At 73.6% G+C, this 25,369-nt stretch carries 13 protein-coding genes; 5 read left to right on the top strand and 8 right to left on the bottom strand.

What is annotated here, in order from left to right; translation table 11 throughout:
* Positions 1–126: 126 nt before the first annotated feature.
* From BJ982_RS22735 to BJ982_RS22715, 5 genes are all read right to left on the bottom strand, one after another.
* Positions 127–1,353 carry a DUF58 domain-containing protein gene (locus BJ982_RS22735; protein ID WP_184883197.1) on the bottom strand — a complete coding sequence of 409 codons (1,227 nt, stop codon included), beginning with the start codon at positions 1,351–1,353 and terminating at the stop codon, positions 127–129.
* A gap of 184 nt (positions 1,354–1,537) precedes the next feature.
* Positions 1,538–2,500 (bottom strand): AAA family ATPase, encoded by a 963-nt coding sequence (locus tag BJ982_RS22730; RefSeq protein WP_184883195.1) that lies wholly within the window; start codon positions 2,498–2,500, stop codon positions 1,538–1,540.
* A 2,077-nt stretch (positions 2,501–4,577) separates the two neighbouring features.
* Positions 4,578–6,722, bottom strand: coding sequence for a fibronectin type III domain-containing protein (locus tag BJ982_RS22725; protein WP_184883194.1), 2,145 nt, complete (start codon positions 6,720–6,722; stop codon positions 4,578–4,580).
* Between the two features lie 110 nt (positions 6,723–6,832).
* Positions 6,833–11,377 (bottom strand): AAA family ATPase, encoded by a 4,545-nt coding sequence (locus BJ982_RS40560; protein WP_184883192.1) that lies wholly within the window; start codon positions 11,375–11,377, stop codon positions 6,833–6,835.
* A gap of 74 nt (positions 11,378–11,451) precedes the next feature.
* Positions 11,452–12,579 carry an exonuclease SbcCD subunit D gene (locus BJ982_RS22715; RefSeq protein WP_184883190.1) on the bottom strand — a complete coding sequence of 376 codons (1,128 nt, stop codon included), beginning with the start codon at positions 12,577–12,579 and terminating at the stop codon, positions 11,452–11,454.
* Between the two features lie 202 nt (positions 12,580–12,781).
* Here BJ982_RS22715 and BJ982_RS22710 point away from each other — a divergent pair, with 202 nt between their 5' ends.
* From BJ982_RS22710 to BJ982_RS22700, 3 genes are all read left to right on the top strand, one after another.
* Positions 12,782–14,272, top strand: coding sequence for an alpha/beta hydrolase family protein (locus BJ982_RS22710; RefSeq protein ID WP_239122770.1), 1,491 nt, complete (start codon positions 12,782–12,784; stop codon positions 14,270–14,272).
* A 121-nt stretch (positions 14,273–14,393) separates the two neighbouring features.
* Complete coding sequence (locus BJ982_RS22705; protein WP_239122773.1) at positions 14,394–15,866, top strand: LCP family protein; 1,473 nt, start codon at positions 14,394–14,396, stop codon at positions 15,864–15,866.
* Between the two features lie 329 nt (positions 15,867–16,195).
* Complete coding sequence (locus BJ982_RS22700; RefSeq protein ID WP_239122778.1) at positions 16,196–17,776, top strand: FAD-binding oxidoreductase; 1,581 nt, start codon at positions 16,196–16,198, stop codon at positions 17,774–17,776.
* Positions 17,777–17,783: 7 nt separating this feature from the next.
* Here the strand turns inward: BJ982_RS22700 and BJ982_RS22695 are convergent, their stop codons facing one another.
* The 3 genes from BJ982_RS22695 to BJ982_RS22685 form a co-directional block, all read right to left on the bottom strand.
* A complete protein-coding gene (locus BJ982_RS22695; RefSeq protein ID WP_184883187.1) occupies positions 17,784–18,902 on the bottom strand; it encodes an enolase C-terminal domain-like protein in 1,119 nt (372 codons plus the stop codon).
* A gap of 92 nt (positions 18,903–18,994) precedes the next feature.
* Complete coding sequence (locus BJ982_RS22690) at positions 18,995–20,368, bottom strand: MFS transporter (protein WP_239122779.1); 1,374 nt, start codon at positions 20,366–20,368, stop codon at positions 18,995–18,997.
* A gap of 548 nt (positions 20,369–20,916) precedes the next feature.
* The gene (locus BJ982_RS22685) at positions 20,917–21,279 is read right to left on the bottom strand and encodes a VOC family protein (protein ID WP_184883185.1); all 363 of its coding nucleotides are present in this window, start codon (positions 21,277–21,279) and stop codon (positions 20,917–20,919) included.
* Between the two features lie 203 nt (positions 21,280–21,482).
* Between BJ982_RS22685 and BJ982_RS22680 the strand changes: the two genes are divergently transcribed.
* Positions 21,483–22,937 (top strand): SWIM zinc finger family protein, encoded by a 1,455-nt coding sequence (locus BJ982_RS22680; protein WP_184883183.1) that lies wholly within the window; start codon positions 21,483–21,485, stop codon positions 22,935–22,937.
* A 64-nt stretch (positions 22,938–23,001) separates the two neighbouring features.
* Positions 23,002–24,864, top strand: a complete 1,863-nt coding sequence (locus BJ982_RS22675) for a DUF5691 domain-containing protein (protein WP_184883181.1) — start codon at positions 23,002–23,004, stop codon at positions 24,862–24,864.
* Positions 24,865–25,369: the final 505 nt, after the last annotated feature.

Genomic DNA, 25,369 nt, shown 5'->3' with positions numbered 1-25,369 from the left:
CGCCGTCCGCCGCCCTCGCCGGAGCGTCCCCGGCCGCGTGGCGTGCCGAAGCGCCCCCGGTCCCCGAGTGGACCCAGGCGGGCCCGCTCGCACCGCGGGCCGGGCCGTCCGTATCCGGAAGTGCGGTCATCGCCGCGCTCCCGGCCACGTCGCGGCAAGAACATCAAGGTCCGTGACATCGATGACGGCGACCCCCGGCACCGCCGGCACCGCACCGCCGGGCGGGCGGAGCGGGTCGCCGGGTGAGGTGACGCGCAGCCACAGCGTCCGGTCGTGACGGCGGCGGGCGGCTGCGACCGTGCTCGCCTCCCTTTCCGCGACCGTGTTCGTCTCACTGCCCGCGACCATGCCGGCGTTCCTGCCCCGCGCGGCGGTCGGGGCCGCGGTGACGACGACCAGGGAGCCACCCGGGCGGGCAAGACGGAGAGGGTCCACCGTGGCGGCGTCCTCGTCGCGGATCCGGACAAGAGCGAGCGCGTCCAGCACGACCTCGGCGTCCCCCGCGCCGCCCTTGAGGTCGAGCAGCACCCCATCGGCGGTCACCACCCGCACGGGGAAGCCCGCCCGCACCGCGCCGACCGTGACCGAGGCGGCGACGTCCACGGCCAGCTCGAACCCGGAGACCTCCTCGTCGGCGCGAGTTCCAGCACCGGCGGCGCCGCGACGGCCCGGGCTCCCCCGGTTGTCGAGCGCCACCGTCGTGAAGGGCAGGCCCGCGTCGACCAGCCTGCGGACCATGAGCGTCCCGGTGCGGGCGGTGGAACGCCAGTGGACGTGCCGCAGGTCGTCGCCGGGGACGTACTCGCGCAGCGTGTGGAACGTCGCGGTGCCGCTGGGCGCGCGGTCGCCGGCCGGACCTTCCAGATGGTGCGCGCGGCCGGACGGCAGCACGCCGAGCGGCACCACCCGCGGCCGGACCAGCAGGCGGGACTCCTCGCCGTACCCCGTCACGTGGCGGGTCAGGCCGAACGGGTCCTCCCTGACGACGGCGAGAGGCCCCACCTCGATCACACCGCGGACGTCGGTGGGAAGCGCGTACGACACGACGCGCGTGCGGCCACCCCGCAGCGGAGGCAGTCCGACGACCCGCTCGGACGCGCCGACGCGGTCGCGGGCGCGCAGCCCGGCCAGTGGCAGCCGTCCGTGGTTGCGTACGGTCAGCACGGCCACCGCCGCCTCGCCCCGGGACACCTTCAGCGGCGTCACCTCCCGGCCGACCGACAGCCTGGCCCGTGGCAACGTCCACAGCAGGGCCCCGATCAGCGCGATCACGCCTCCGGCCGCCATCACGACCAACTCGGGATACCCGAGCACGAACGCCCCCACCACGTACAGCAGGACCGCCCCTCCCAACACCCCTTTCCCCGCCGACGTCAACACCGCGCCGCCCGGCGACTGCCCGGCCTGCCGCGAGCTTCGTCCCTCCCGGGCATCCCGCGCCGCTGGGTGGCGAGTGTTTTGGATCACAGCGCCGGTCCGAGGGTGAGGTGCATCGGGTACGGCGCTGGTCTGGTCGCGGGGAGTTCGGGGCACGGTGTCAGGGTTTCGTGAGCGCGTGGGGGCCGGGGGTCTGGGACAGGATTTCGGTGACGACGGCCGTCGCGGTGCGGTCGCGGAGTTCGGCCTCGGCGGTGAGGAGAAGACGGTGCGCCAGGACGGGGACCGCCAGGGCCTTGACGTCCTCGGGGATGACGAAGTGCCGTCCGGCCGCCGCCGCCCTGACCTTGCTCGCGCGCACCAGCGCGAGGCTGGCGCGGGGACTGGCCCCGAGCCGGACCTCCGGTGAATGCCGCGTCGCCCCGACCACGGCGACGACATAGTCGTAGATGGAGTCGGCGACATGGATGCGCGCGGCGAAGTCGATCATCCCCGCGACGTCCGCGGCCCGCGCGATCAGGGGCAGGTGGTCGATCCGCGGGCCGGTGGGCATGCCCTTGAGCACCTCGACCTCCGAGGCGGGGTCGGGATACCCGACCGCCACGCGCATGAGGAACCGGTCGAGCTGCGCCTCGGGCAGGGTGTAGGTGCCGTCCATGTCGACGGGGTTCTGGGTGGCGAGCACCATGAACGGGCGCGGCACCTCGTGGGACTCGCCGTCGACGGTGACACGCCGCTCCTCCATGACCTCCAGCAGTGCCGCCTGCGTCTTGGGGGACGCGCGGTTGATCTCGTCGGCGAGGACGAGGTTGGCGAAGACGGGGCCCCGGTGGAACTCGAAGCGGTGGCTCGCCTGGTCGTAGATGGACACTCCGGTGATGTCGGACGGCAGCAGGTCCGGGGTGAACTGCACCCGGCGCAGCTCCGCCTGGATGCTGGCCGCGAGGCTCCGGGCCAGCGTGGTCTTACCCGTCCCCGGCACGTCCTCGATGAGCACGTGCCCCTCACAGAACAGGCAGATCAGCGCCAGCTCGACGGCCTCCCGCTTCCCACGGATGACCTGCTCCACGTTCCCCGCGAGCGCCTCGAACCGCTGCCGGAACTCCCCCGCCAACGCGGCCATGTCCCCGAGATCCTCAGAATCGCCGTACCCCGGCTCCGGGGAGGGCGACGGGACGTAGGGCCGGGGCCCCGGAGCCAACGAGGACACAGCGTAGGGAGTAGACCCGGCCGCGTCCCCGTACCCCGACTCGGCGGAGGCCACTGGTCCCTCGCCGTATCGGGAGGACGTCACGGCCATCGCCGGGGCGTCGTACATCGTGGGCGCCGCGTACATCGCAGCCCCGGCATACCGCGCCGACGCGGAAGTCTCCTGCCCCCTGTACCCCTGCTCGCCATGCGACATCGCGGATCCGGCACTCGCCGAGGACGCTGGATACGGCGCCGATCCAGACGCCTCCTGACCTCCATACCCCTGATCAGCGTGCGACATCGGAGATCCGCTACTCGGCGAGGACGTGGGATACAGCGGCGAAGGCGAAGTCTCCTGGCCCCTGTACCTCTGATCGGCATGCGGCCCCGAGGACCCGGCACCCGGGGAGGAGGCGGCGTACAGCGGCGAGGCCGAAGTGTCTTGGCCCCCGTACCTCTGATCGGCATGCGGCGCCGAGGAGCCGGCACTCGGGGAGGGCGGGGCGTACACAGGCGATACGGGAGTCTCCTGGCCCCCGTACCCCTGATTGCCATGCGGCGTCGGGGATGCGGGGTATGGCGGGGAGGCCGGAGATGGCGAGGACGCTGCATATGACGGAGGGGCCGGAGATCCCGGGTCCGCATACTGGGTGTCCCATTGCTCGCGCCCGGGTCGCTGGAGGCGCGCGGTGCCCTGGTCAAGGGTCACGGCCTCTCCACGACCGCCCGTCCCGTTTTCACGACCGCTCGTCCCCGGCCGGCCCATCGCCGTACCGTCGGCGGGCCCGGCGAGCGTGGCCCCAATGGAACCTGTCTGCCCAGGGTGCTCGGATCGCCCCGGCTGCCCTGTCTGAGCTGGGTGTCCCGTCTGAGCTGGGTGTCCCGTCTGAGCTGGGTGTCCCGCCTGACTCAGGGGACCGGTTTGCCCTAGATGGCTCATCTGACCGGGATGGCCAGTCTGACCTGGGTATCCCGTCTGGCCTGGATAACCCATCTGATCGAGATGGGGCGGCTGGCCTAGAGGAGCCGCTGCCGTTCCCAGGGAGACAGTGACGGAGTCGCCCTGCTGAGGCGGGTAACCGGAATGCCCCGTAGCGGGGGATGCCGTGCCGGCATGGCTCGGGGAACTCGCGCCATCGGGGCCCGCTACCGTCCCGCCGGGCGCGGCATGCCGGGACCAGGGGTCTGGTCCGGTGGGCTGAGCCGGGCCGCCGTGGCGAGGGGCGGGCGGAATACCGTGGCGGGGAGCGGCGCCACCGTATGGGGACGCGTTCGCCGGGTCGCCCGGACCGGGGGGCACCGGCCTCTGTGCTCCGACAGGGGTCCCCCCTTCGCCACCGTCGGACATCATGTTTCCGCGCCCCCCGACCTCACCGGACACCACCAGCACCACGCCTTCGCCGTACACCGGCGCCATCTCACCGGACGCCCCCGAGCCATACTTCGACGTCCCACCGAACGCCTGCGAGTCGTGCCCCACCACCCCACCAGGCACCTGCGAGCCGTGCCCTGCGGCCCCGTCAGGCGCCGCCGAGCCGTACCCCGCGGCCCCGACGGACGCCCCCAAGCCATGGCCCGCCGCACCCCGAGACGCCCCCAAGCCGGGCCTCCCCGCAGCACCGGGCGCCTCTGGGCCATACCCGGCCGCACCACCCGACACCTCCGGGCCATATTCGGCCGCACCACCGGACGCGGCAGAGACATATCCCCCCGCACCTCCGGACGCCCCCGAGCCATGCCCCGCCGCACCACCTGGCGACTCTGGGTCGCGGTTCGGCGGGGAGAGGTGGGCGGGGGTGCTCAGGGTGGCGCGGTTGAGGTCGTGAGGGGTGGACTGGTCGTCAAGGGGATGGGGGTCTTGGGGCGGGGACGGGTTGAGGGGTTGGGTGTCGTGGGGGTGGCCGGATGGGGGGCGCGCGGCGCGTCCCTGGTCGCTGTGCCGTGGGGTGTGGCTCACGACGTCGCCCCCCTGTCGGTCGTCGCATGTCGTCGCATGCTGTCGGGTTCGGTCAGTCGTCGCATTGGAACAGGGGCGCGGCGGGGAACGCGCCGCGCGGAGTCTTCATCAGCGTGTCGCTGAGGTAGCCCACGCCGCCGTTCCACTCGATGCGGTTCCAGACGTCACTGGTCTCCCCCGACTCGGCCTCCGCGACGGAGGCACCCTTGAGCTGGCAGATCACCGTGAGAGGCCGGTGCCGTCCCTTGGGGATGCGGCCGATCTCGCCGTCCTTGCCGGGGCCAGGCCGGACGGGGGTGTCGCTCTGGCGGTTGCCGGCGTTCTCGTAGGCGTGCCGTGGGTAGGCCAGGTCCGCCGTGGCCGAGGCCGTGGCCTGCCCCTCCCCCGCCGAGTTGCGCGCTTTGAGGGTGAATTCGTGCTTGCGCGCGTTCTTGAGGCCCTCGACGCCGAACGAGGTGCCCGTGATCCCGTTCTTGGACGCCGCGCCCGACAGCGAGTAGGTCACGTCCGCGCCCCCGGCGTTCTCGGGGGCCGACCACGACAGGTCGGCTCCGCGGTTCCTGGCCTTGGCCTGGAAGTTCGCGGGGGCGGCGGGCGCGACGCACGGCCGCGCCGCTCCACTCGGCGCTGACCGCGCCTCGCCACCCTTCCACTGCGCGACGACCACGACCGTGTACTCCTTGGCGCAGTCGCCTCCGGCGACCGTGAATCGGAACGGTCCTTCTCCGGCGACCGCCGCCGGGGTGACCTCCCCACCTGCCGGAGACACGGCCAGCGTGTACCGCCGCACCTCGCCCCCCACGGAGGGAGAGAACGCCACGTCGATCCTGCCGGGACCGGACCGTACGCTCACCGCCCCCGGCGCCCCGGACTGCTGCGGCGAGGACTCGCCGTCGCGCGTCGGGGTCGGTGACGCCTCCGGAGGAACCGCGTCGCGGGTCCGGGTGGGTTCCGCGCTGAGCGGGCCGGTGCGGGGCGGCGGCGAGCCGGTCGGGTCGGAGGGCGCGGACGCGCCGTCGCCGGTCGGCCCCGCGCTCGGCGTCGGTTCCGTCCACGGCGTGCGCGTCGGGCCGGGAACGTCGGGCTCGTCCTTGCGCACGCGGCGCGCCCGCCCCTCGGGATCGACCACGACGGCCCCGTCGCCCGCGCCGTCGTTCGCCCAGAGCAGGCCGTCGCGGACGAACACCTGCAAGTCGCCGTAGCGCGTGGTGACCTGGACGGGTGCGGCGAAGCCGTTCGCCGCCCAGTCCCACACGATCAGCCGCCCGGCGCCACTGTCGGGGATGTACGCGCGGGTGCCGAGCACCTGGGGCACGCCGAGCGCCGCCGGGTCGGCGACGGCCTGCGACAGCTTGGTCTGGGCGATCTGCCCCGAGGCGGAGTCGAGGAGCAGCAGCAACCCGTCCCGCCCCGGCACGAGGATGGGCACGGTCGAGCCTTCGGTGGTCGCCGGGGACAGCACGCCGCCGCGCCCCGCGGCGGTGACGGCGTCGGGGAGGGTGAAGCGTGTCCGGGTGCCATCGGCGCGGATGGTGACGGCGCGTGCCGCGCGGGCGTCGACGACCACTGGCAGTCCGCCGGCGACGGTGAGCGCCAAGGGGTCGCCGGGCGCGCCGACCGGGACCTCCGTGCCCTTGACGCCGTCACGGATCGGCACGACACGGCCGGTCTCGGGCACCGGCACCCACAGCGTCCCTCCCCCGTCGGCGGCGGCGCGGCCGAGCGGGCCCGGCAGCGCGACGGGCGCGCCGACGGGGCCGAGCGTGGCCGGGTCGATGCGCTGGACCGTGCCCTCAGGATCGACGGCGTACGCGGCGTCACCTGCCACGACGATCTGGATGCGCGCCGCGCGGAAGTCGCGGGTGCGGACCACGGTGAGCCGGCTCGGCTCGACGCGGCTGACCACGCCGGCCGCCCGGTCGACCAGCAGGACGGTGGCTCCGTGCTGGACGACGTCGAGGTCGCGGCCGGGCCTGGCGACGTCGTCGATACGACCGTCCACCTGGCCGGACAGGCCGTTGGCGTGCACGACCGAGCCGCGTGCCGAGCTCCACAGCCAGGCGCCGACATCGGCCAGCCTGGGGCTCGCGCTGGACACGCCCACGCCCACGATCGCCGCGCCGACCCCGAGCGCGCCGACGGCGACCGCCGCGATCACCGCCGTACGCCGGTCTCCCCGCGGCAGTGCGATCTTCACCCCGTGACTTCCCCGCCCTTCTCGATCCGCCCTGGCGTGTCCCCCCGCGTGTCATCTATCCCAAAGACACCGGACACCCCAGCCGTTACAACGTTCCCATATGTGGCGGTCTATCCGGGAACCGCCATGGAAAGACGGGAACCGAAACGGTTCTTGATCACCTTGAGCTGCGCGGGCACCCGGGCACGCAGCTCGCCGACGTGGCTGACGATGCCCACGGCCCTGCCTCCGTCCCGCAGCTCGTCCAGGATGTCGAGGACGCCGTCGAGCGTGTCCTCGTCGAGGGTGCCGAAGCCCTCGTCGATGAACAGCGTGCCGAGCTCGACGCCACCCGCCTCGGCGCTGACGACGTCGGCGAGCGCCAGGGCCAGCGCCAGGGACGTCATGAACGCCTCGCCGCCGGACAGGGTGGCGGGATCGCGGTCCACCCCCGTCCAGCCGTCCAGGACGCGCAGACCGAGGCCGCCGCCGGCCCGCTTGCGGTCGCCCGCGGACTTGCGCGGGTCGTAGAGCAGGACGTAACGGCCGCCGGACATGTGGTCGAGCCGGGCGTTGGCCGCGTCCACGACCTGGCGCAGCCGCTCGCCCAGCACGTAGGACGACAGGCGCATGTGCGGCACGTTGTCCGGCGAGGTGCCCACGGCCAGCTCGGCGAGGCTCCTGGCCAGGCGGTGGCGCTCCTCGGCGGGACGCCACCGCGCCATCGTGGCGTCCAGCGACGTGGACAGCTCGGCGAGACGGTCACGGCGGGCGGCGGCCTGGTCGCGGGCCGACGAACGCTCGGCGTGCTCGCGCTCGGCCCGCTCGAACGCCTCGGTCAGCGCGGGGACGTCCGGGGGCGGGGCCGCCGCGGCGGCGGCGAGCTCGGGATCGGAGAGCAGCTTCGTGACGGCGGCGTGCTCGGCGTCCAGCGCGCGCAGCCGTTCGGACATCGCCTGGCGGGCCGATGTCGTGCGCATGGCCGCGCGGGCGTCCTCGACCCCGGCGAAGCCGGCCTCCCCGGCCGCGCTCTCGGCCCTGGCCGCGGCGGCGTCCCGTTCGGCGGAGGTCGCGCGGGCGTGCCGGCCGACCTCGGCGGCGTCCCGCAGCAGCTCCGCCTCGTCGGCGAGGCGCTCCAGGCGGGCGGACAGGGTGGCGTCCTCCCCCCTGGCGGCGTCGAGACGCGTGGTCAGCCGTTCGGACTCCGCGGTCAGACCTTCCTCCTTGGCCTGTTCCGCGGCGAGTTCGAGGCCGACGCGGGCGAGGGCGTCGTTCAGGTCGGCCAGCTCCGCGTCCAGGCGCCCTGCGGCCTCGGCCAGGGCGGCCTCCTCGTCGGCCGATTCACGCAACGCGGCCAACACCCCTTCGCCCCGCCGCACCAGCCCCGCCGCCTTCTCCTCACTGAAGTCCGCCCCGCCAGCCTCCACACCCCCGAACTCCACGCCTCCGAAGTCAGTACCGCCGAACTCCGCCCTCCGGACCTCAGCACCCCTGAACTTCACGCCCTCGAACTCAGTGCCCCTGACCTCCGCGCTCCGGAACTTCGCACTCCCGACGTCAGTGCCGTCACGCTCAGCGTCCCTGACGGTGCCGCTCGTTTCGGGTGCGCGGGACGCGGCTTCGGCGGCGTCGAGGAGGCGGAGGGCCTCCGGGAGGTCGCGGCGTGCCGCGGCGCGTTGTTCCTCGTGGGCGGCGGCCGTCTCGCCAAGGCGGGTGGCGGCGTCGATGGCGAGGCCGAGCAGGCGGGCCTCCGCGCCGAGGCGCTCGCGGCGCGCCGCCACGGTGGCGTCCTCACCCCGCGCGGCGTCGAGGACGAGCGTGAGACGGTCCAGTTCGGCCTGGAGGGCGGCGCGGTGCGTGCGGTGGCCCGCGATCTCAAGGTCGACGTCGCGCACCCGGTCCCTGACGTCGTCCAGCTCGGCGCGCACGGCGCGCGCCTGTTCCGCCAGCTCCTCCTCGGCCTCCGCGGCCACGGCGAGGCCGGTGAGCCGCGACTCGGTCTCCTCGCGGGCGGTCAGGGCCTCGTCGGCCGACAGGCCGCCCGCCCGGGCCTCGGCCTCCTCCACCTGGGCGTGCAGGACCGCGACCCGGCCCTCCGCAGCCTGCCGGCGATCCTGCGCGGCGTCGGCGAGCGCCTCGGCCTCCTGCTCGTCCTCGACCGTGGACATGGCCTCGGCGAGGATCGCGGGCGCGGGGTGGTCGATCGAGCCACAGACGGCGCAGGGCTCGCCTGGGGTGAGCGCTTGTGCCAGCTCGGCGGCCATGCCCTCGATGCGTTCCTGCCTGATGGACTGGAGGCGGTCGCGCAGTTCCTGGGCCTCGTCGGTGGTGATCCTCCGCTCGGCCTCCGCGGCCTCCAGTTCGGCGGCCACGGCGTCGCGGCGCTCGGCGTGCTCCAGGGCGGCGCAGGCGGCGTTCCAGGCGGCCTCGGCGGCGGGGACCTGGGCCGCCTGCTCGCGTACGGCGGCCAGGCGCTCCTCGATGTCGGCGAGGCGGGTCGGCAGCTCGTCCCGCGCGGCGGCGAGGGCCGTCTCACGCTCGTCCAGCCCTTCGAGCGCGGTGTCGGTTTCGGCGAGCTCGGCGCGCACCTCGGCCGCGCGCGTCTCGTCGGCCCGGCGCAGCTCTAGCCCGGCCAGCTCGTCCCGGTGCGCGCGCTCCATCTCGGACAGCCGCTCCCGCACCTCCCGAGCCACCGCGCCGACCTGCCCGGGACTCGCCGGGTCAACGGACAGGTCACCGGGCACAGGGCCGGGCAGGTCGGCGAGCAGGGTGCGGAGGTCGTTCAGAGCGGCGGACATGTCGGCGGCCGCGGTGTCGCGGCGGCGGACGGCATCAAGGTGACGAGTGGCGGCGGACTCGGCGGCGCGGGCCGTGGGGAGGCCGGAGGCGGCCAGCCGGGCCAGCGCGAGGCGCTCCCCGGTCTGCGCGCGCAGCCCGGGCAGGGCTTCGAGCCGCCGGCTCGTCCGGTCTCGCTCGTCCGTCAGCGCCGTGCGCCGCGCACCCACCTGGGCCAGCCCGTCCCGCAGCGTCTCCAGCCGCGCCTCCTCGGGTGCGAGCTGCTCCAGCCGTGCGATCTCGTCCCGGCGCGCACGCTCCAGCGCGGCCATCGACTCCGGGTCCGGCTCCGGACGCTCGCCCGAGGACGGCACCCTCGGGGCGTCTTCCGGCACATCCGGCGCCTGGGAGTCCGGCCGGTCGTCGGCGAACGGGCGCGGGCCGGTCACGTCCGGGGAACCGGTCACACCCCGCGCACCGGTCACATCTGGGGAATGAGAGCCGGAGTGGTCTTCCAGGGACGGGCGCGGCCCCCTTCCGTCCGGGGAACGAGAGGTGGACCGGTCCTCCGGGGACGGGCGCGAACCGCTGGGGGCTGTGACGTCCGGGTGGGCGGTTCCGGCCGACGGGAGCAAGGGAAGGGCGCGGGCGGTGGCCTCGGCGGCAAGGCGCCATGCCTTCGCGGCCTCCTCGGCACGTTGCTCGGCCTGCTGGATCAGCGGTGCGACCTGGTCGGCGCGGATCGCCTCGGCGAGGATGGTCTCCAGGTCGGAGCGCTCCTCGGCGGCGCGGTCGAGCTCGTCCCGCCTGGCCTGGGCGTCGGCGTGGGCGCGGCGGCGCCGGGCCAGCTCGTGCCCGGCCTCCAGCGCGGTCCTGGCCGACTTCAGGAACGCCTCGCTCCCGGCCCGCGCGCCGGTGAGGCCCGCGCAGGCGCGCTCGGCGGCCTCCAGGAGATCACGGGCCCATTCCAGCGGCTCTTCCCGCGGATCCCTGACGCCCCTGCCACTCGGCGAGGCGGACCCCCCGGCGTCCAGTGCGGCTGGACCCTCACTCTCCAGAGCGGCCGGTCCCTCGGTTCCCAGCGTGGCGGAATCCCCAGCCTTCCGGGAAGGACCCTCGCTCTCCAGCGTGGTGGGAGCCTCGCCCGCCGGCGGGGCGGTGTCCGTGATGTCGAGAGGAGCGGGCCCCGCGGTCGTGGGGACGGGCGAGGCTGCGGTCGCCAGGAGGGTGGGGCCGGCGGCGCCGCGCATTTGGTCGATTACCGAGTCGACGCGCTGGCGGAGTTCCTGGCGCTCCTGGTGGGCGGTCGTGCGGTGCTCGGACAGCCAGTGCTCGACGTCGCTGAAGATCTTGACGGAGAACAGTTTCTCCAGCAGGCGGCGGCGCTCTTCGCCGTCGGCGCGCAGGAACCTCGCGAAGTCGCCCTGCGGGAGCATCGCGACCTGGCAGAACTGGTCGGCGTTCATGCCGAGCAGACCGCCGATGAGATCGCCGGCCTCGTCCGCCCGGCTGGACAGGAACACCGGCGCGCCGGAGGCGGGCAGTTCCTCGACCAGGACCTTCGCCTTCTCTTCGACGACCCCTTCGCCTCTGAGCTTGGGCCGCTCCCAGACGGGAGAACGGGTGACGCGCAGCCGCCTGCCGCGCAGCGTGACCTCGAGCGTGACCTTCGGCCCGCGGTCGGGGGGCGCGTGGTCGCAGCGCAGGCGGCGCGCGCTGTTGCGCAGGCCGGGCACCTGGCCGTACAGCGCGTAGCAGACGGCGTCCAGGACGGTGGTCTTGCCCGCGCCGGTGGGGCCGTGCACCAGGAACAGGCCGGACTCCCCGAGCGCGTCGAAGTCGACCTCCTCGCTGCCGGGGAAGGAGCCGAAGGCGGTGAGCCGCAGGTTGTGCAGCCTCATGTCAGCGGGCCTCCCGGCGCGGGGGTGATCGACGGCTCGACAAGGTCACGCGCTCCAGCGTGGCACGAACGCATTCAGACCAGAGCCTCTTTCAGCCGGCACGCCTCGACGGCCGCGCGCAGGAGGCGCGTCTCGTCGGCGTCGGCGGGCTCGCCGCGGACGGCGCGCACGAAGTCGAGGGCGACGTCGATCTCGGGGCGCCCGGCCAGGCGCGGCGCCGCGGGCGCGGCCTCGTCGCCGCCTTCCGGCTCGAACGCGAGGCCGAGGGTGTGGGGGAAGCGGCGGCGCAGGCGTTCCATGGCCGCCTTGGGCCGCTGCGGGTCGGTGAGGGTGACGTGCAGCCAGTGGTCCTCGTGGGGCGACCACCGCTCGGACGTCAGCAGATCGTCGAGACGGCCGCGGAGCGTGGCGATCGGACGCGGCACGGGCGCGGGCACGAACTCGGCGGCGGAGAGCCCCTGCGGCCCGATGTCGACCAGCCAGGACCCCTTGAGCTGGCGTTCCTCGGAGAACGAGTAGGCGATCGGCGAGCCGGAGTAGCGCACGGTCTCGCTCATGCGCTGCCGGCCGTGCAGGTGGCCGAGCGCGACGTAGTCGATTCCGTCGAAGGCGGAGACCGGGACGTGGGAGACGCCGCCCACGCTGATGTCGCGTTCGCTGTCGCTGCTCTCGCCGCCGGAGACGAAGGCGTGGGCCAGGACCACCGAGCGGGTGCCGCGGCGGGCGAGGTCGGCGTGGATCAGGCCCATGGCGTGCCGGAGGGCGGCCGTGTGGCTGCGCTCGCCGAGCTCCCAGGGGACCCGCACGGCCTCGGGCTCCAGGTAGGGGATGCCGTAGAAGGCGACGTCGCCGATGACGACGGGCTCGCCGACGCGGGCGGGGTCGGTGCGCAGGTGCACGCCCGCGGCGTCGATCAGCTCGGCGCCGAAGCCGAGCCTGCGCGCCGAGTCGTGGTTGCCGCTGATCAGAATGGTGCGGACGCCCGCGGAGGTGAGCCGCCGCAGGGCGTCGTTACACAGCGCGACCGCGTCGACCGAGGGCAGCGCCCGGTCGTACACGTCGCCGGCCACGGCCACCACGTCGACGTGCTCGGTGCGTACCGTTTCGAGCAGGTGGTCGACGAAGGCGGCCTGGGCGTCGAGGAGGCTTTCGCGGTGGAACGCCCGCCCGAGGTGCCAGTCGGAAGTGTGCAGGACGCGCATGTCGCAGGAAGCTAACAGGTCCCACCGACAAATGCGGTACCACCGGCACCATCGTTCATGCCCCGTGACTTAATCTGATGATCGGAGGATGTGTTCAAGGGTGTAATTCTGTTGTGCGTAGAAAGCGTGCGATCGGAACCTTTCGGGTGGGCGAGAACACGGGACGGGGTTCCGCGAGGAGGTCGCGAGAACAGGAGGTGGCGTGACCGACCGTAGCCGGTTGAGCGTCGCGACAGTGGTGGTCCTCGCGATGCTCGGGTCCGTGGGATATCTGCTCTCGCCGCCCTCGTTCGATCCTCCGCGCCTGTCCGAGACGATGGCCGCGCTGCCGGCACAGCCGGCCGCCGAGTACCGTTCGGTCCCGCATGACGGCGCCATCACCACCCAGGACATCTCGATCCCGGTCAAGGGCACCACGCTCGCCGCGACGATCCGCGCGCCGCGCGTGCCCGGCCGCTACCCCGCGGTCGCGTTCGTACAGGGCTCGGGGTCGGGGTCCCGCCGCGACTTCACCACGCAGGCCACGTGGCTGGCCAAGGCCGGCATCGTGACGCTGACCTACGACAAGCGCACGGTCGGGTACGACTTCCGCCACCGCGACTTCGGCCTGCTCGCCGACGACGCCCTGCGCATGGTCGAGGTGCTCCGCGCGCGCGGCGACGTCGACCCGGTGCGCACGGGGCTGTGGGGGGTCAGCGAGGGAAGCTGGGTCGTGCCGATCGCGGCCGCCACCAGCAAGGACGTCGGGTTCAGCGTCCTGGTCTCCTCCCCCAACGTCTCCCCCGTCCGCCAGGTCGCCTGGGCGCTCAACGAGCAACTGGAGCGCCTGCACGCGCCGGCCGGGGTGCGCGAGCTGCTGACGAAGGCCATGGGCGGGGTCGGGTTCGATTTCCTGCGCTACGACAGCGTCCCAGAGCTACAGCGGATGACGCAGCCGGTACTGGCGCTGTACGGCACGATGGACCCCTCGATCCCGTTCGTGGAGAGCATGCAGACGCTGACCTCCGCGCTGACCGCCGGCGACAACCGCGACTACACGATCCGTTTCCTGGGCGGCGCCGACCACGCGATGCGCGTCAACGGCGGCCCCTACACCCGGGGCTACCTGGAGACGCTGGCGAACTGGATTCGCGGGCTGCCCAGCACCGCGCGGCCGCAGCCGGCCACGCAGATCGCCGGGGCCACGCCCGTGCAGCGGTACGAGGCCAGCGACATCCCGCAGGCGCCGTGGTACGCCCACAGCGCCATCCTGGGCCTGGCGCTGACGCTCACCGCGGTCGGGTACGTCGCGGCGCCGGTCACCGAGATGGTCATCCGGCTGCGCGGCAGGGGGCCGCTGACGTCGGCGGGCGCGGAGGTCTGGCCCGCCGTCCGGCGGCGGCTGCGCCGCATGGCCTGGACGGGCGTGGGGCTGCTGGCCTCGGTGCTGGCGTTCATCACGCTGATCGTGCTGTTCTCGGTGAACCAGGCGGGGGCGTGGCCCGCCGTGCTGTCCGGGTGGCTGATCGTCCGGGTGCTGGCGATGCTGATGCTGGTGCAGGAGGTCGCCGCGGTCGCCGCGGTGGCGACGGCGCTGCGCGAGGGGTGGCGGCCGGGGCGCTGGCAGCGGTACGCGATGGCGGCCGTGCTGGGCGGGACGGCGTTGCTGCTGGTGACGGCCGCGTACTACGGGCTGTTCGGCATCCCCTGGTAGCACGGCCGTACGCCTGCCTCGCTATGTCCGGATAACTCATGATCTGTTCGGGACGTGTTCACGTCCCCGTCGAACGGCGTGGGTATCGTGCCCCCCTGACCACCGGGGGAATGGAAGATCTTTGCCTGGCACCAGCACGCGCCCGACGACCGCCGCGGTCATCGCCTGGACCGCCCTGTCGGCCCTGCTCCCCGGCTCGGCGCACCTGCGCGCCGGCCGCCGGCGCACCGGGCTCATCCTCGTCGGCGCCTACGTCCTCGTGCTGGCCGGCCTGGTGACGACGGCCCTCGCGATGGGGGACGACCTCAGCGGGCGCCTGGTGGACCCCGCCCTGCTGCGCGGCACCGTCGTGGTGGCCCCGCTGCTCGCGCTCGGCTGGTTCGCGCTGCTGGTGCGCTCCTACGTCGTGCTGCGGCCGTCCCTGCTCTCCCAGGCCGGGCAGGTGATCTCGGGGATCCTGGCGGGGACGCTGGCCGTGGCGGTCTCGCTGCCGTTCGTCGCGGTCGCGCAGTACGCCCTGGTGTCGGAGGAACTGCTCAGCGCCGTCTTCGACGACCCCGCCCCGGTGGCCGCGGCGCCGGAGAGGGGCGTCCCGACGACCGACCCGTGGGTGGGCAGGACGCGGGTCAACGTCCTGATCCTCGGCGGCGACTGGCAGCCCGACCGGGTCGGCATCCGCACCGACAGCATCAACGTCGCCAGCGTGGACGTGCGCACCGGCGCGACCGTCCTGTTCAGCCTGCCGCGCAACCTGGAGAACGTCCGCTTCCCCGCGGGCACGCCGATGCACCGCCGCTTCCCCGGCGGCTTCCGCCTGCCCGCCAACCCGGACGGCTCGCGCGAGGACCTGCTCTTCTCGGTGTGGGAGTACGCCGAGACCCACCCCGAGCTGTTCGGCGGCCGTACCGGCATGGGCCCCGAGACGCTGAAGGAGACCATCGGGCACACCCTCGGCCTGCAGATCGACTGGTACGCCATGGTGAACATGTGGGGGCTGGCCCGGATCATCGACGCCCTCGGCGGCCTGACGCTGACCGTCCCCACCGACGTGGTGTTCGGCAAGTACAACGAGGGCCTGATCAAGGCGGGCACCCGCCGCCTGCGGGGCGCGGACGCGATGTGGTTCGCCCGGTCGCGCACCTACAGCGACGACTACACGCGGATGGGACGCCAGCGCTGCGTGCTGGACGCCCTCCTCCACCAGGCCGACCCCGCCACCGTGCTGCTGCGCTTCAACCAGCTCGCCAAGGCCACCAAGGGGATGTTCCGCACCGACATCCCGCGGTCGATGCTCTCCCACCTCGTGCCGCTCGCCCTGAAGGTGCGCGACGCGCGCGTCACGGGCGTACAGTTCGTACCGCCGCTGATCCACACCGGGAACCCGGACTGGGCCCTGATCCGCAGGCTGAGCGCCAAGGCCGTACGGGACTCCGCGCGCCGCGCCGCCCCGGCCCCCACCCCGGCGGCCACCCGCCCGTCGCCGTCCGCGCCGCCGCTCTCGGCGTCCCCTTCGACCTCGTTGACCCCGTCTCCCGGCCTTGGGACGCCGACGCCGTCCGCCACCGGGCCGGACAAGGACATCTGCGCCACCTGAACCCACCCGGCCGCAATCACGGTTCCATAACGGTGGCGTTCTGGTGACGTGTCGTGACGGACCGGTTACGGTAAGTCTTTCTCGTGTGTCCGCCCCCCGTGACGCTGCCGTGCTGAGAGCGGCCCTTCCTGATGCGTCCTCCACGTCCTCGTCTTCGCGCCCCGGGCGGCCTGCTCCGCGCGTTGTTCCCGCGCCCGTCGTCTCCTGCGGTTCCCACCATGCCCACTATGCCGATCATGCCCGCCGTCCCCCCCGGGACGGCGTCCACCGACGGTACGGACAACGCCGATAACGCCGATAAACCCGGCAATCCTCACAAGGAGAGCGCAGTGTCCAACGCGGAAGCCAGCTCGGGCGTCACCGTGACGGGGATCGACGACAGGTACGGCGCGCTGTGCCAAGGATTCAACCAGCGCTGGACGTCCCACCCCGACTACATCAAGATCGTCCGCTCCACCGCCGACGTCATCGGAGCCCTGAACGAGGCGCTGAACAGCGGCCGCACCCGCATCGCCGTCCGCTCGGGCGGCCACTGTTACGAGAACTTCGTCTCCAACGCGGAGACGCAGGTGATCATCGACGCGGGCCAGATGGACCGGGTCCACTACGACCCCGGCATGGGCGCGTACTGCGTGGAGGCCGGGTCGACGAACTGGCACAACTACGCCCAGCTCTACCGCGAGACCGGCTTCACGCTGCCCGCCGGGTCCTGCTACTCGGTCGGCGCGGGCGGCCACATCTGCGGCGGCGGATACGGCCTGCTGTCCCGCCGCGCGGGCCTCACCGTCGACTACCTGTACGCCGTCGAGGTCGTCGTCGTGCGCCGCGAGCCGCACAGCGACTACCGGGCCGAGGCCGTGATCGCCCGCAGGGACGACGAGGGCCACCTGCGCGACCTGTGGTGGGCGCACACCGGGGGCGGCGGCGGGAACTTCGGCGTGATCACCCGCTACTGGTTCAAGGACCTCCCCCGCCCGCCCATCAACGTCTGGCTCAGCGCCGTCGCGTGGGAGTGGAAGGACATGAGCCAGGAGCGCTTCGCCCGCCTGGTGGGAAACTTCGGGCGCTTCTGCGCCGAGAACGGCGGCGTCCGCAGCGAGTACGCCGACCTGTTCTCCATCCTCAAGCTGACGCACAGGTCGGCGGGGAAGATCGGACTGATCACCCAGGTCGAGGCCAACAACCCGATCACCGGGCGCGAGCGGCTGGACGCCTTCCTCGGCCGGCTCGAAGAGGGCCTCGACCTTCCGCGCGCCGAGCTGGACCTCGTCATGGGCGAGCATCCGCAGATGCCCGGCCTGCACGAGGAGCCGCGCCTGATGCCCTGGATCCAGGCCACCCAGACCCTGAACGGCTCCGGGCCGAACCGGCGCGGGAAGTACAAGTCCGCCTACATGCGCAAACCATTCCCCGATGACCAGATCCAGGTCATGTGGAACTTCCTGTCCGGCGCCCGCGACGACGGCGACTACGACAACACCGGGTACCACAACCCCGACGCGCTGATCCAGGTGGACACCTACGGCTGCCGGATCAACGCGGTGGGGCCGCGCGACACGGCCGTCCCCCAGCGCGACTCGATCATGAAGCTGCAGTACCAGACGTACTGGACCGACCCGCGCGAGGACGCCGTGCACGAGCGGTGGATCCGCGAGCTGTACCGCAGGGTCTACCAGCGGACCGGCGGCGTGCCCGTCCCGGCCGGGAGCGGCGACGCGGCCGACCCCGAGGCCGTGACCGACGGCTGCTACGTCAACTACCCCGACCGTGACCTGAACAGCGACGTCTGGAACACCTCCGGCGTGCCCTGGTACCGCCTCTACTACGGGCAGAACTACGAGCGGCTGCTGGAGGTCAAGCAGGTGTGGGACCCGCACGAGGTGTTCCGCCACGAGCAGTCGATCGGCTGACGGCCTCTCACAGGCGGAAGGAGTCGCGGGCGAGCCGCCGCACCCGGTCCTCGTCGACGAGGTGGCCGAGGCCCGGCTGGGTCAACGGGACGGCCACCACGCCGCCGGACGCGCCGACCGGCGGCGTCACGATCTGGGCGTTGCGCGGGGGCTCGGTGACGTCTCCCGGCAGCGTGCAGCCCGGAAGGCTGGCGACGGCGACGGTGGCCGCGCGGGCCAGGCCCGTCCCCCTGCCGCCGGCCGCCGTGATGTCCCAGCCGGCCGCGGCGGCCCGGTCGTGGGCCGTCCGCGCCGCGCGCAGGGTGCCGAAGCGGGACGGGCGCAGCAGCAGCGCGCTCGCGGCCCGAGCGGCGATGGCCTGCTCCAGTGCGGCGACCGAATGCACCTCCACCGCCACCAGCGAGGACACCCTGCCCTGCAGCTCGGCGTGCCGGGCGAGGTCGGGCGGGGTGTCGAAGCCGCCGAAGGGCCGCTCGATCGCCGTCACATCGTAGGCGTCCAGGGCCGCCAGCGCCGCGATGTCGGTGTAGACGCCGCGGGCGTCCACGGCCAGCGCCAGCGCCGGGTACGCCGCGCGCACCGCGCGCACCGGCTCGACGTCCCAGCCAGGGTGGACGTCCAGGGTGACGTGGGCGTATCCGGCGCACACGTGCCGGTTGACGCGGGCGACCATCGCCTCCAGGGACCGCTCGGCGGGCAGCCGCACGGTCGCGACCACGGACGTGCGGGTGCCGCCGATCGCGTGCGCCAGCGGGACGCCGCGCATGCGGGCCCACAGGTCCCAGCAGGCCAGGTCGACGGCGGGGCTCGCGGGCAGGGAGGTCAGCTCGTCGGGGTGCTCCCAGTCGACGCCGAGCAGGGCGGGGCCGAGCGACTCCTCCAGCGCGGCCCAGGTCTTGGCCAGGGCGTTGTCACGCGCGCCCGCCACCTCGTCCTCGTCCGCCTCCTCCTCGCCGGCGTCGGCGGAGGCGGCCACGGGGCCGGGCAGGGAGCGGCCGGGGCCCTGCACCACCTCGCCCCAGCCGGTCATGCCACCGTAATCGGTGAGCTTCACCAGGATGCTCTCCGGACGCCTGCCGTAGGGCAGCACGAGCCGGAAGACCTCAAGCTCACGGACGCGTGGCATGGAACCCCCTTGTCGGACACCTGCCCTTCCATGGTGCCCGGTGTGGGGATCCAGACCAAACGCGGGCAGAGGGAACGTCCCTTTCGTCCTGGTCAGGGGGTGGCAGGCCGCACCCGGCCGCTGATCAGCAGGCCGAGCAGCGCCTGTGTGGCGATGAGCCCGAAGCAGAGCAGGTACACCCACCAGGCGGTGCCCAGCCCGGCGAACACCGCGCCGATGACCGCCACGATCACGACGGAGAAGACCGACTCGCCGATCTGCAGGGACGAGGTGTTCACGCCCTCCTGGCCCGGCGCGGACAACTCCAGGGTGAGGACCGAAAGGATCGGGTAGACCAGGCCGATGCCGAAACCGGCGGCCAGCCAGGCGACCAGGCCGGCGGCCAGCGGCACGGAGGCGAAGACCAGCAGCGCGGCGCCCGCGACGCCCGCGGAGAGCATGGCGGCGCCGAGACGCAACAGCTTGTTGCGGTCGTACCGGCCGCGCCCCTGCACCCAGGAGGCGAACGACCAGCTCAGCGCGGACCCGGTGAGGAAGAGCCCGGCCTGGGTCGGGCTCAGGCCGCGCTGGCCGGTCAGCATGAGCGGGATGAACGCGTCGGCCGCGAACACCGCGCCCGCGGCCAGGCCGCGCAGCAGGACCACGGCGGGGAAGCCGCGCGCCGCGCGCAGGGTTCCCCGGGGCAGCAACCTGGGCAGGGCGAAGGCGAGGATCAGCAGGGCCGCCGCCAGCAGCGGGAAACCGCTCGGGCCGAGGCCGCTGCCGTACTGCAGGAGCGCCGCGCCGACGGCCACCACGCCGCCCCAGAGCAGCCGGGCACGGAACCCGGTGCCCGGCGCGCCGTCGGACGCGGGGGGCGCGGTGGTCCTGCCGGCCAGGCCGCGCCACAGCAGCAGCGCGGCGGGCGCGACGAACAGCGGGATGCCCAGGAAGATCCACCGCCACCCCACGTGTTCGACCACGGCGCCGGTGATCGCCGGGCCCACCACCGACGGGAGCACCCAGGCCGCCGCGAGCAGCGAGAACACTTTGGGGTGCATCGCAGCGGGGAACACCTGGGCCACGACCACGTACAGCGCGACCGAGAAAAGGCCGCCGCCGATGCCCTGGACGAACCGGCCGGCGATCAGGACGTGCATGCTCGGGGCGAAGCCCGCGATGAGCAGGCCGAGGGTGAAACCGCCCACCCCCGCCCACAAGGGGGCGACGGGGCCGCGGACGTCGCTCCACCGGCCGCCCGCCACGGTCGCGATCACACTGGCCGCCATGGAGCCGCTGAAGGCGAGCCCATAGAGCGGCAGGCCGTGCAGGGTCTTGGCGACCACGGGCATCGCGGTCGCCACCGCCAGATACTCGAACGCCACGAGGATGACCAGCGCCACCATGCCGACGCTGATCGCCCGGTAGGGACGGCTCAGCACGCCGGGAGGGGGGCTGACGGGGGAATCGATCACAGCTGGGGACACCGGATTACGGTATGTCCTGATTCGGGGCCCTCACATCGGGCCTCCCTCGGTCTTTGGTCCTAGGTCACGCCCGGCCCGTCGCCTTCAGAGGTGCCGCAGCCGCCAGCCCACACCGTCCTGTCCATCTTCGCCCGCCCCACGCCGTCCTGCCCGTCCTCGCCCGCCCGCCGCCCTCCCCGACAGCACCCACCGTGATCGCCTCCGGCCCCACACCGCACGACCACCCGCCCGCGCCGGCCCCACGCTGTGCGACCACCTGCCCGCGCCAGGCCCACGCGGCGCGGCCACCCGCTCGCGCCGTCCCTCGCCCCTTGACCACCCGTCCGCGCTGTTCTCGCGCCCTCGGCCACCCGCGCGCGCCGTCCTCGCGCCCTACGGTCCGGACGCCGTGCTGCCGTCCTCGTGTCCTGCGGTCCGGACGCCGTACTGCCCGCCATCCGGACGGCCCTACCGGCTCACGAGCCCCTCTGCCGCCTTCCTCGCGCCCGAACCCGCCCTGCTTCCTGCCGAGGGTGCCAGTGCCCTGTCGGCCCATCGTCAGGCGATCGTCAGGCCGTGTCTTCCCGGCGGTCGGAGAGCACACAGAACTCGTTGCCCTCGGGGTCGGCGAGCACGACCCACCGCTCGTCGCCCTGGCCCACGTCGGCCGGGCGGGCGCCGAGCGCGAGCAGGCGTTCCACCTCCGCCTTCTGATCTTTCGGGCGGAAGTCCAGGTGGAGGCGGTTCTTCCCCTGTTTGCCCTCCGGCACGGGTGTGAAGAGCAGTCCGGGGAGAAGGTCGGGGGCGACCCTGATCTCGTACTCGTCCTCGGCGTCGTTGACCACCACCCAGCCGAGGGCCTTGGTCCACCACTGGCCGAGCGCCACCGGATCGGCGGCGTCGATGACGACTTGTTCCCATATGAGGCTCATGAGCGTGTCGTACCCCAGCGAGGGCCGGTATTCCCTGAACCCGGCGTCCCACGTCCCCTCCGCGGACGGCCAGGTAGGCGCAAGTCCGGCAATACGGATGCGACCCGCGCGCTGACCTGGGGTTTCGCCATAGGTATAGATGACCGGGCGACGGGCTCGCGCGGGCCCCGATTTTGTCAGAGGCCGCCGCTAGTGTGCCGCTCGTGATCGAACGTTGGAGCCGTGATCAAGTGCTCGCGCTCGCCCCCGACGCCTCTTCCCAGAGGGGCGCGCAGAGCGTCGGCACTGCGGCCAAGTGGTCCGCGACGGGCGTCGGGGCCGGGGCGCTGTGGGGGGAGTGCAAGGGCAGCGGCGCCTCGCCGTACCGCGCCTGCGTCGACTTCGGCGAACCCGCCTACCGGTGCAGTTGCCCCAGCAGGAAGTTCCCCTGCAAGCACGCCCTCGGCCTGCTGCTGCTCTGGTCGGCCGGTGACGTGCCCGCCGCCGAGACCACCCCCGACTGGGTGGCCGAGTGGCTGGAGCAGCGGCGCGCCCGCGCCACCAAGACCGCCGGACGGGCGTCCGAAGGTCCCTCCACCGGTCAGGGGCCCGAGGGGACGGCCGACGGGCAGGCGTCCGCCGGGCACGACGCCGCTCCCGACCCCGCTGCCGAACGCCGCGCCGCCCAGCGTGAGGAACGGGTGGCGGCCGGGCTCGCCGAGCTGGAGCGCTGGCTGACCGACCAGATCGGGCAGGGGCTGTCCGGAGCCCGGCAGAACTCCCCGGCCCAGTGGGACGAGCTGACGCGACGGCTGGTCGACGCCCAGGCGCCCGGCGTCGCGGCGGCGGTCTCCCGGCTGCACCGCGTCCTCACCGAGGAAGACTGGCCCGCCCGCCTGCTCGGCGAGTACGGCCTGCTGAACCTCCTCGCCATCGGCTACCGCCGCGCCGCGTCCCTGCCCGCGCCGCTGCGCGACACCGTCCGCTCGCGCGTCGGCTTTCCCATCTCCCGCGAAGAGGTCCTGGCCTCGCCCCCCGTGCGCGACCGATGGCACGTCCTCGGGCAGCGAGACGACGAGCAGGATCGTCTGGTCTCACGCAGGGTCTGGCTGAAAGGGCAGACCACCGGCCGGTACGCCCTGGTGCTCACCTTCGCGCCGGTCGGCCAGGCCATGGACGCCTCCCTGGTCACCGGCACCGTCATCGACGCGGAGCTGGCCTTCTACCCCGGCGCGTCCCCGCTGCGAGCCCTGGTGGCCGCGCGGCACGGCGCGCTGCCGTCCACACCGCCCCGCGGCTCCGGCGTGCGCGAGGCCCTCGGCCTGGTCGCCGCCGCCATCGCTGGTGACCCCTGGGTCGATTCCTGGCCCGTCCTCCTGAGCGACGTCGTCCCCGCGTCCCGAGGCGGCCGCTGGCTCCTCGCCGACCCCACCGGCACGCCGGCCAAACAGGGCCCCGGCATAACTGGCGCACCGGCGGAGGGCATGCCGGGCGGACCGCCGCAGGAGGTGCCGGATGAGCAAGCGGCGGGCATGCCCTTGCAGGCGTCCGCGGGTCCTCCCTGGCGGCTGCTGGCCGTGTCCGGGGGGCATCCGATGACGGTCGCCGCCGAATGGACGCCGCGAGGGCTGCGTCCCCTCACCACATGGGACGAGGACGGCCAGGTGGTGGTGCTGTGACCTCCCGTCCCGGCCCGTCCGCGCGCCGCGACGGCAGCGCACCTCACGCGACAGAGGAGTCCTGGTGATCACGACCGACGATTGGGAGCGGCTGGTGTCGGCCGCGCTGGTCGGCACCGACCGGCGCCCCCAGCCCGGCCTGCTCGGCCAGGCGGCGGCCCGCACGGTCGGGGCGCGGGCCGGGCAGCGTCTCCAGAGGGGGGAGCCGCTGCCCGCCGCGCCCGCCGAGGAGCAGCCGCCGGTGCCGCGCGCGGCGGCCGACCGGCTGGCGCGCATCCTCGGCGGCGAGCAGTCGCGCCTGCTGCCCGAGTGGCTGGAGGCCGCCGGCGCGCTGGGCTACCGGCTGCCGGCGAAGCTGTTGCCCCCAGTGCTCGACCACGGCGCGCGCGACCGGTCCCTGCGGCCGTCGATCGGCGTCCTGGCGGGCGCCCGTGGCCGATGGCTCGCCACCCTCAACGACACCTGGAAGTACGTCCTGGAAGAGGCCACCCGCCACGCCGGCACCCCCACCCGCCCCGGCATGGCACACCCTCAGGGCCCGCAATCCCCGACTCCAGTCACGGACCGCCCCACGTCCACCACCACGGACACCACACCGACGCCCGGCAGAGCCCTCGCCGAGCCGGGCGACACACCCACGTCCGCAGCGAACGGCACACCAGCCTCCGGAGCCGAAGACGCCCCCGGAGCCGCCAGAGCCTCCGCCGATGCCGGAGGTGCCCTGACAGGCGGCACCGATACCGAAGGTGGCGAGGCCGGGACGAGCAGCGGTGAGGCCGTGACCATGGACGGGGAGGCCGCAGACCGGGAGGCCGTGGCCGCAGCCGGAGAATCCGCGCCCCAGGAGCGCAAGGCCACGCCAGAGCACCACGAGACCAGGGCAGAGCAGCACGAGACCAGGGCAGAGCAGCACGAGACCAGGGCAGAGGGACACGAGACCAGGGCAGAGGGACACGAGGCCGCGGTAGAGGGTGATGAAGTCGTGGTCGGGCATCCTCTGTGGGAATTCGGGACGCGGGGTGATCGGCTCTCCTTCTTCCGTGAACTTCGGGCCGACGACCCGGTGAAGGCGCGGGCGTTGCTGCTGCGCGGCTGGGACAAGGAGACCCCGGAGGACCGTGCGGCGTTCGTCCACGCCCTGGCCGACGGGCTGACGATGGCCGACGAGCCGTTCCTGGAGGCCGCGCTGGACGACCGGCGCCGTGAGGTCAGAGCCCAGGCCGCCGACCTGCTCACCCGGCTCCCGCAGTCGCGTTTGGGCCTGAGGATGACCGCGCGCGCGGCGCTGTGCCTGCGCGTCACCGGCGACCGGCTGCACGCCGAGCCTCCGGCGGCCTGCGACGCCGCCATGGAGCGCGACGGCATCCGGTCCCGCGCCCCGGCCGGCACCGGGCAGCGGAGCTGGTGGCTCCAGCAGGTCATCGCCCACACACCGCTGTCCTTCTGGACCGGCCACTTCGGGCTGCCCGCCAAGCAGCTCGTCGCGCTGAACATCGGCGAGTGGGCCCGCGAGATCAGGCTCGGCTGGGAGCGCGCCGCCGTCCTGCAGAACGACGCGGAGTGGGCGCGCGCGTTGTTCGCGGTGGAACCGCTGAGCGACCTGCTCGCCGTGCTGCCGCCCGCCGAGCGCGCCGACAAGGCGGCCGAGCTGGTCCACGACCAGCCGGTCGACGGCCAGCTGATCATGATGCTCGGCGGCCTGCCCGCGCCGTGGGGAGCCGCCCTGGCCCAGGCCGTGCTGGAGAAGATCATCGCGACGGCGGGGCATCAGCCCTGGAACCTCGAAGAGCTGGTCCGCCTGGCGGGCGAGCGCGTCGACCCGGCCATGTACGAGATGGCCGCCCGGCTCTCGGACGAGCGGCCCGTCCAAGAGGTCGCCGCCACGCTCCACTTCCGCCACCAGATGCACGCCGAGCTACGCCCATGACCCACGACGCCCCCAGAGCACCTTCGAGCTTCGAAGCACCCTGCACCCCCACGCGACCACCATCCACCTCCCCCCGCACGCGATCCGGCACAGCTATCACCATCCCCTGCCACCACCCCCAAGGACCCCATGGCCATACGCCCTCCACACCCATGCGGTCACCGTTCGCGTACGGCGCGACGGACGTGACCGCCGTCGGCACGGCCACAATCGTGAACACCCACCGCGGTCGGATCCGCCGCGATCCTGCGCCGTCGGCGGCGGCCCCGCCGGCCGGGTCGCCGTCCCTCGGGGGTCCGTCCCAGCAAGATCGGCATGCCGCCGGCCTTCCCCTTTCCCGCAAAGCCCCGCGCATGCGGTCACCCTTCACGTACGGCGCGACGGGCATGACCACCGTCGACACGGCCACCATCGTGAACAGCCGCCGCGGTCGTGCGCCGTCGGCGGCGGGCCTGCCCTTGGCGCCGGCCGGGTCGCCGTTCCTGGGGTGCCCTCCCCGGCGAGC

This window comes from Sphaerisporangium siamense, assembly GCF_014205275.1.
Classification (GTDB): domain Bacteria; phylum Actinomycetota; class Actinomycetes; order Streptosporangiales; family Streptosporangiaceae; genus Sphaerisporangium; species Sphaerisporangium siamense.
Note: the sequence above shows the minus strand (reverse complement) of the source record. Positions and strands in the feature narration are given on the sequence as shown.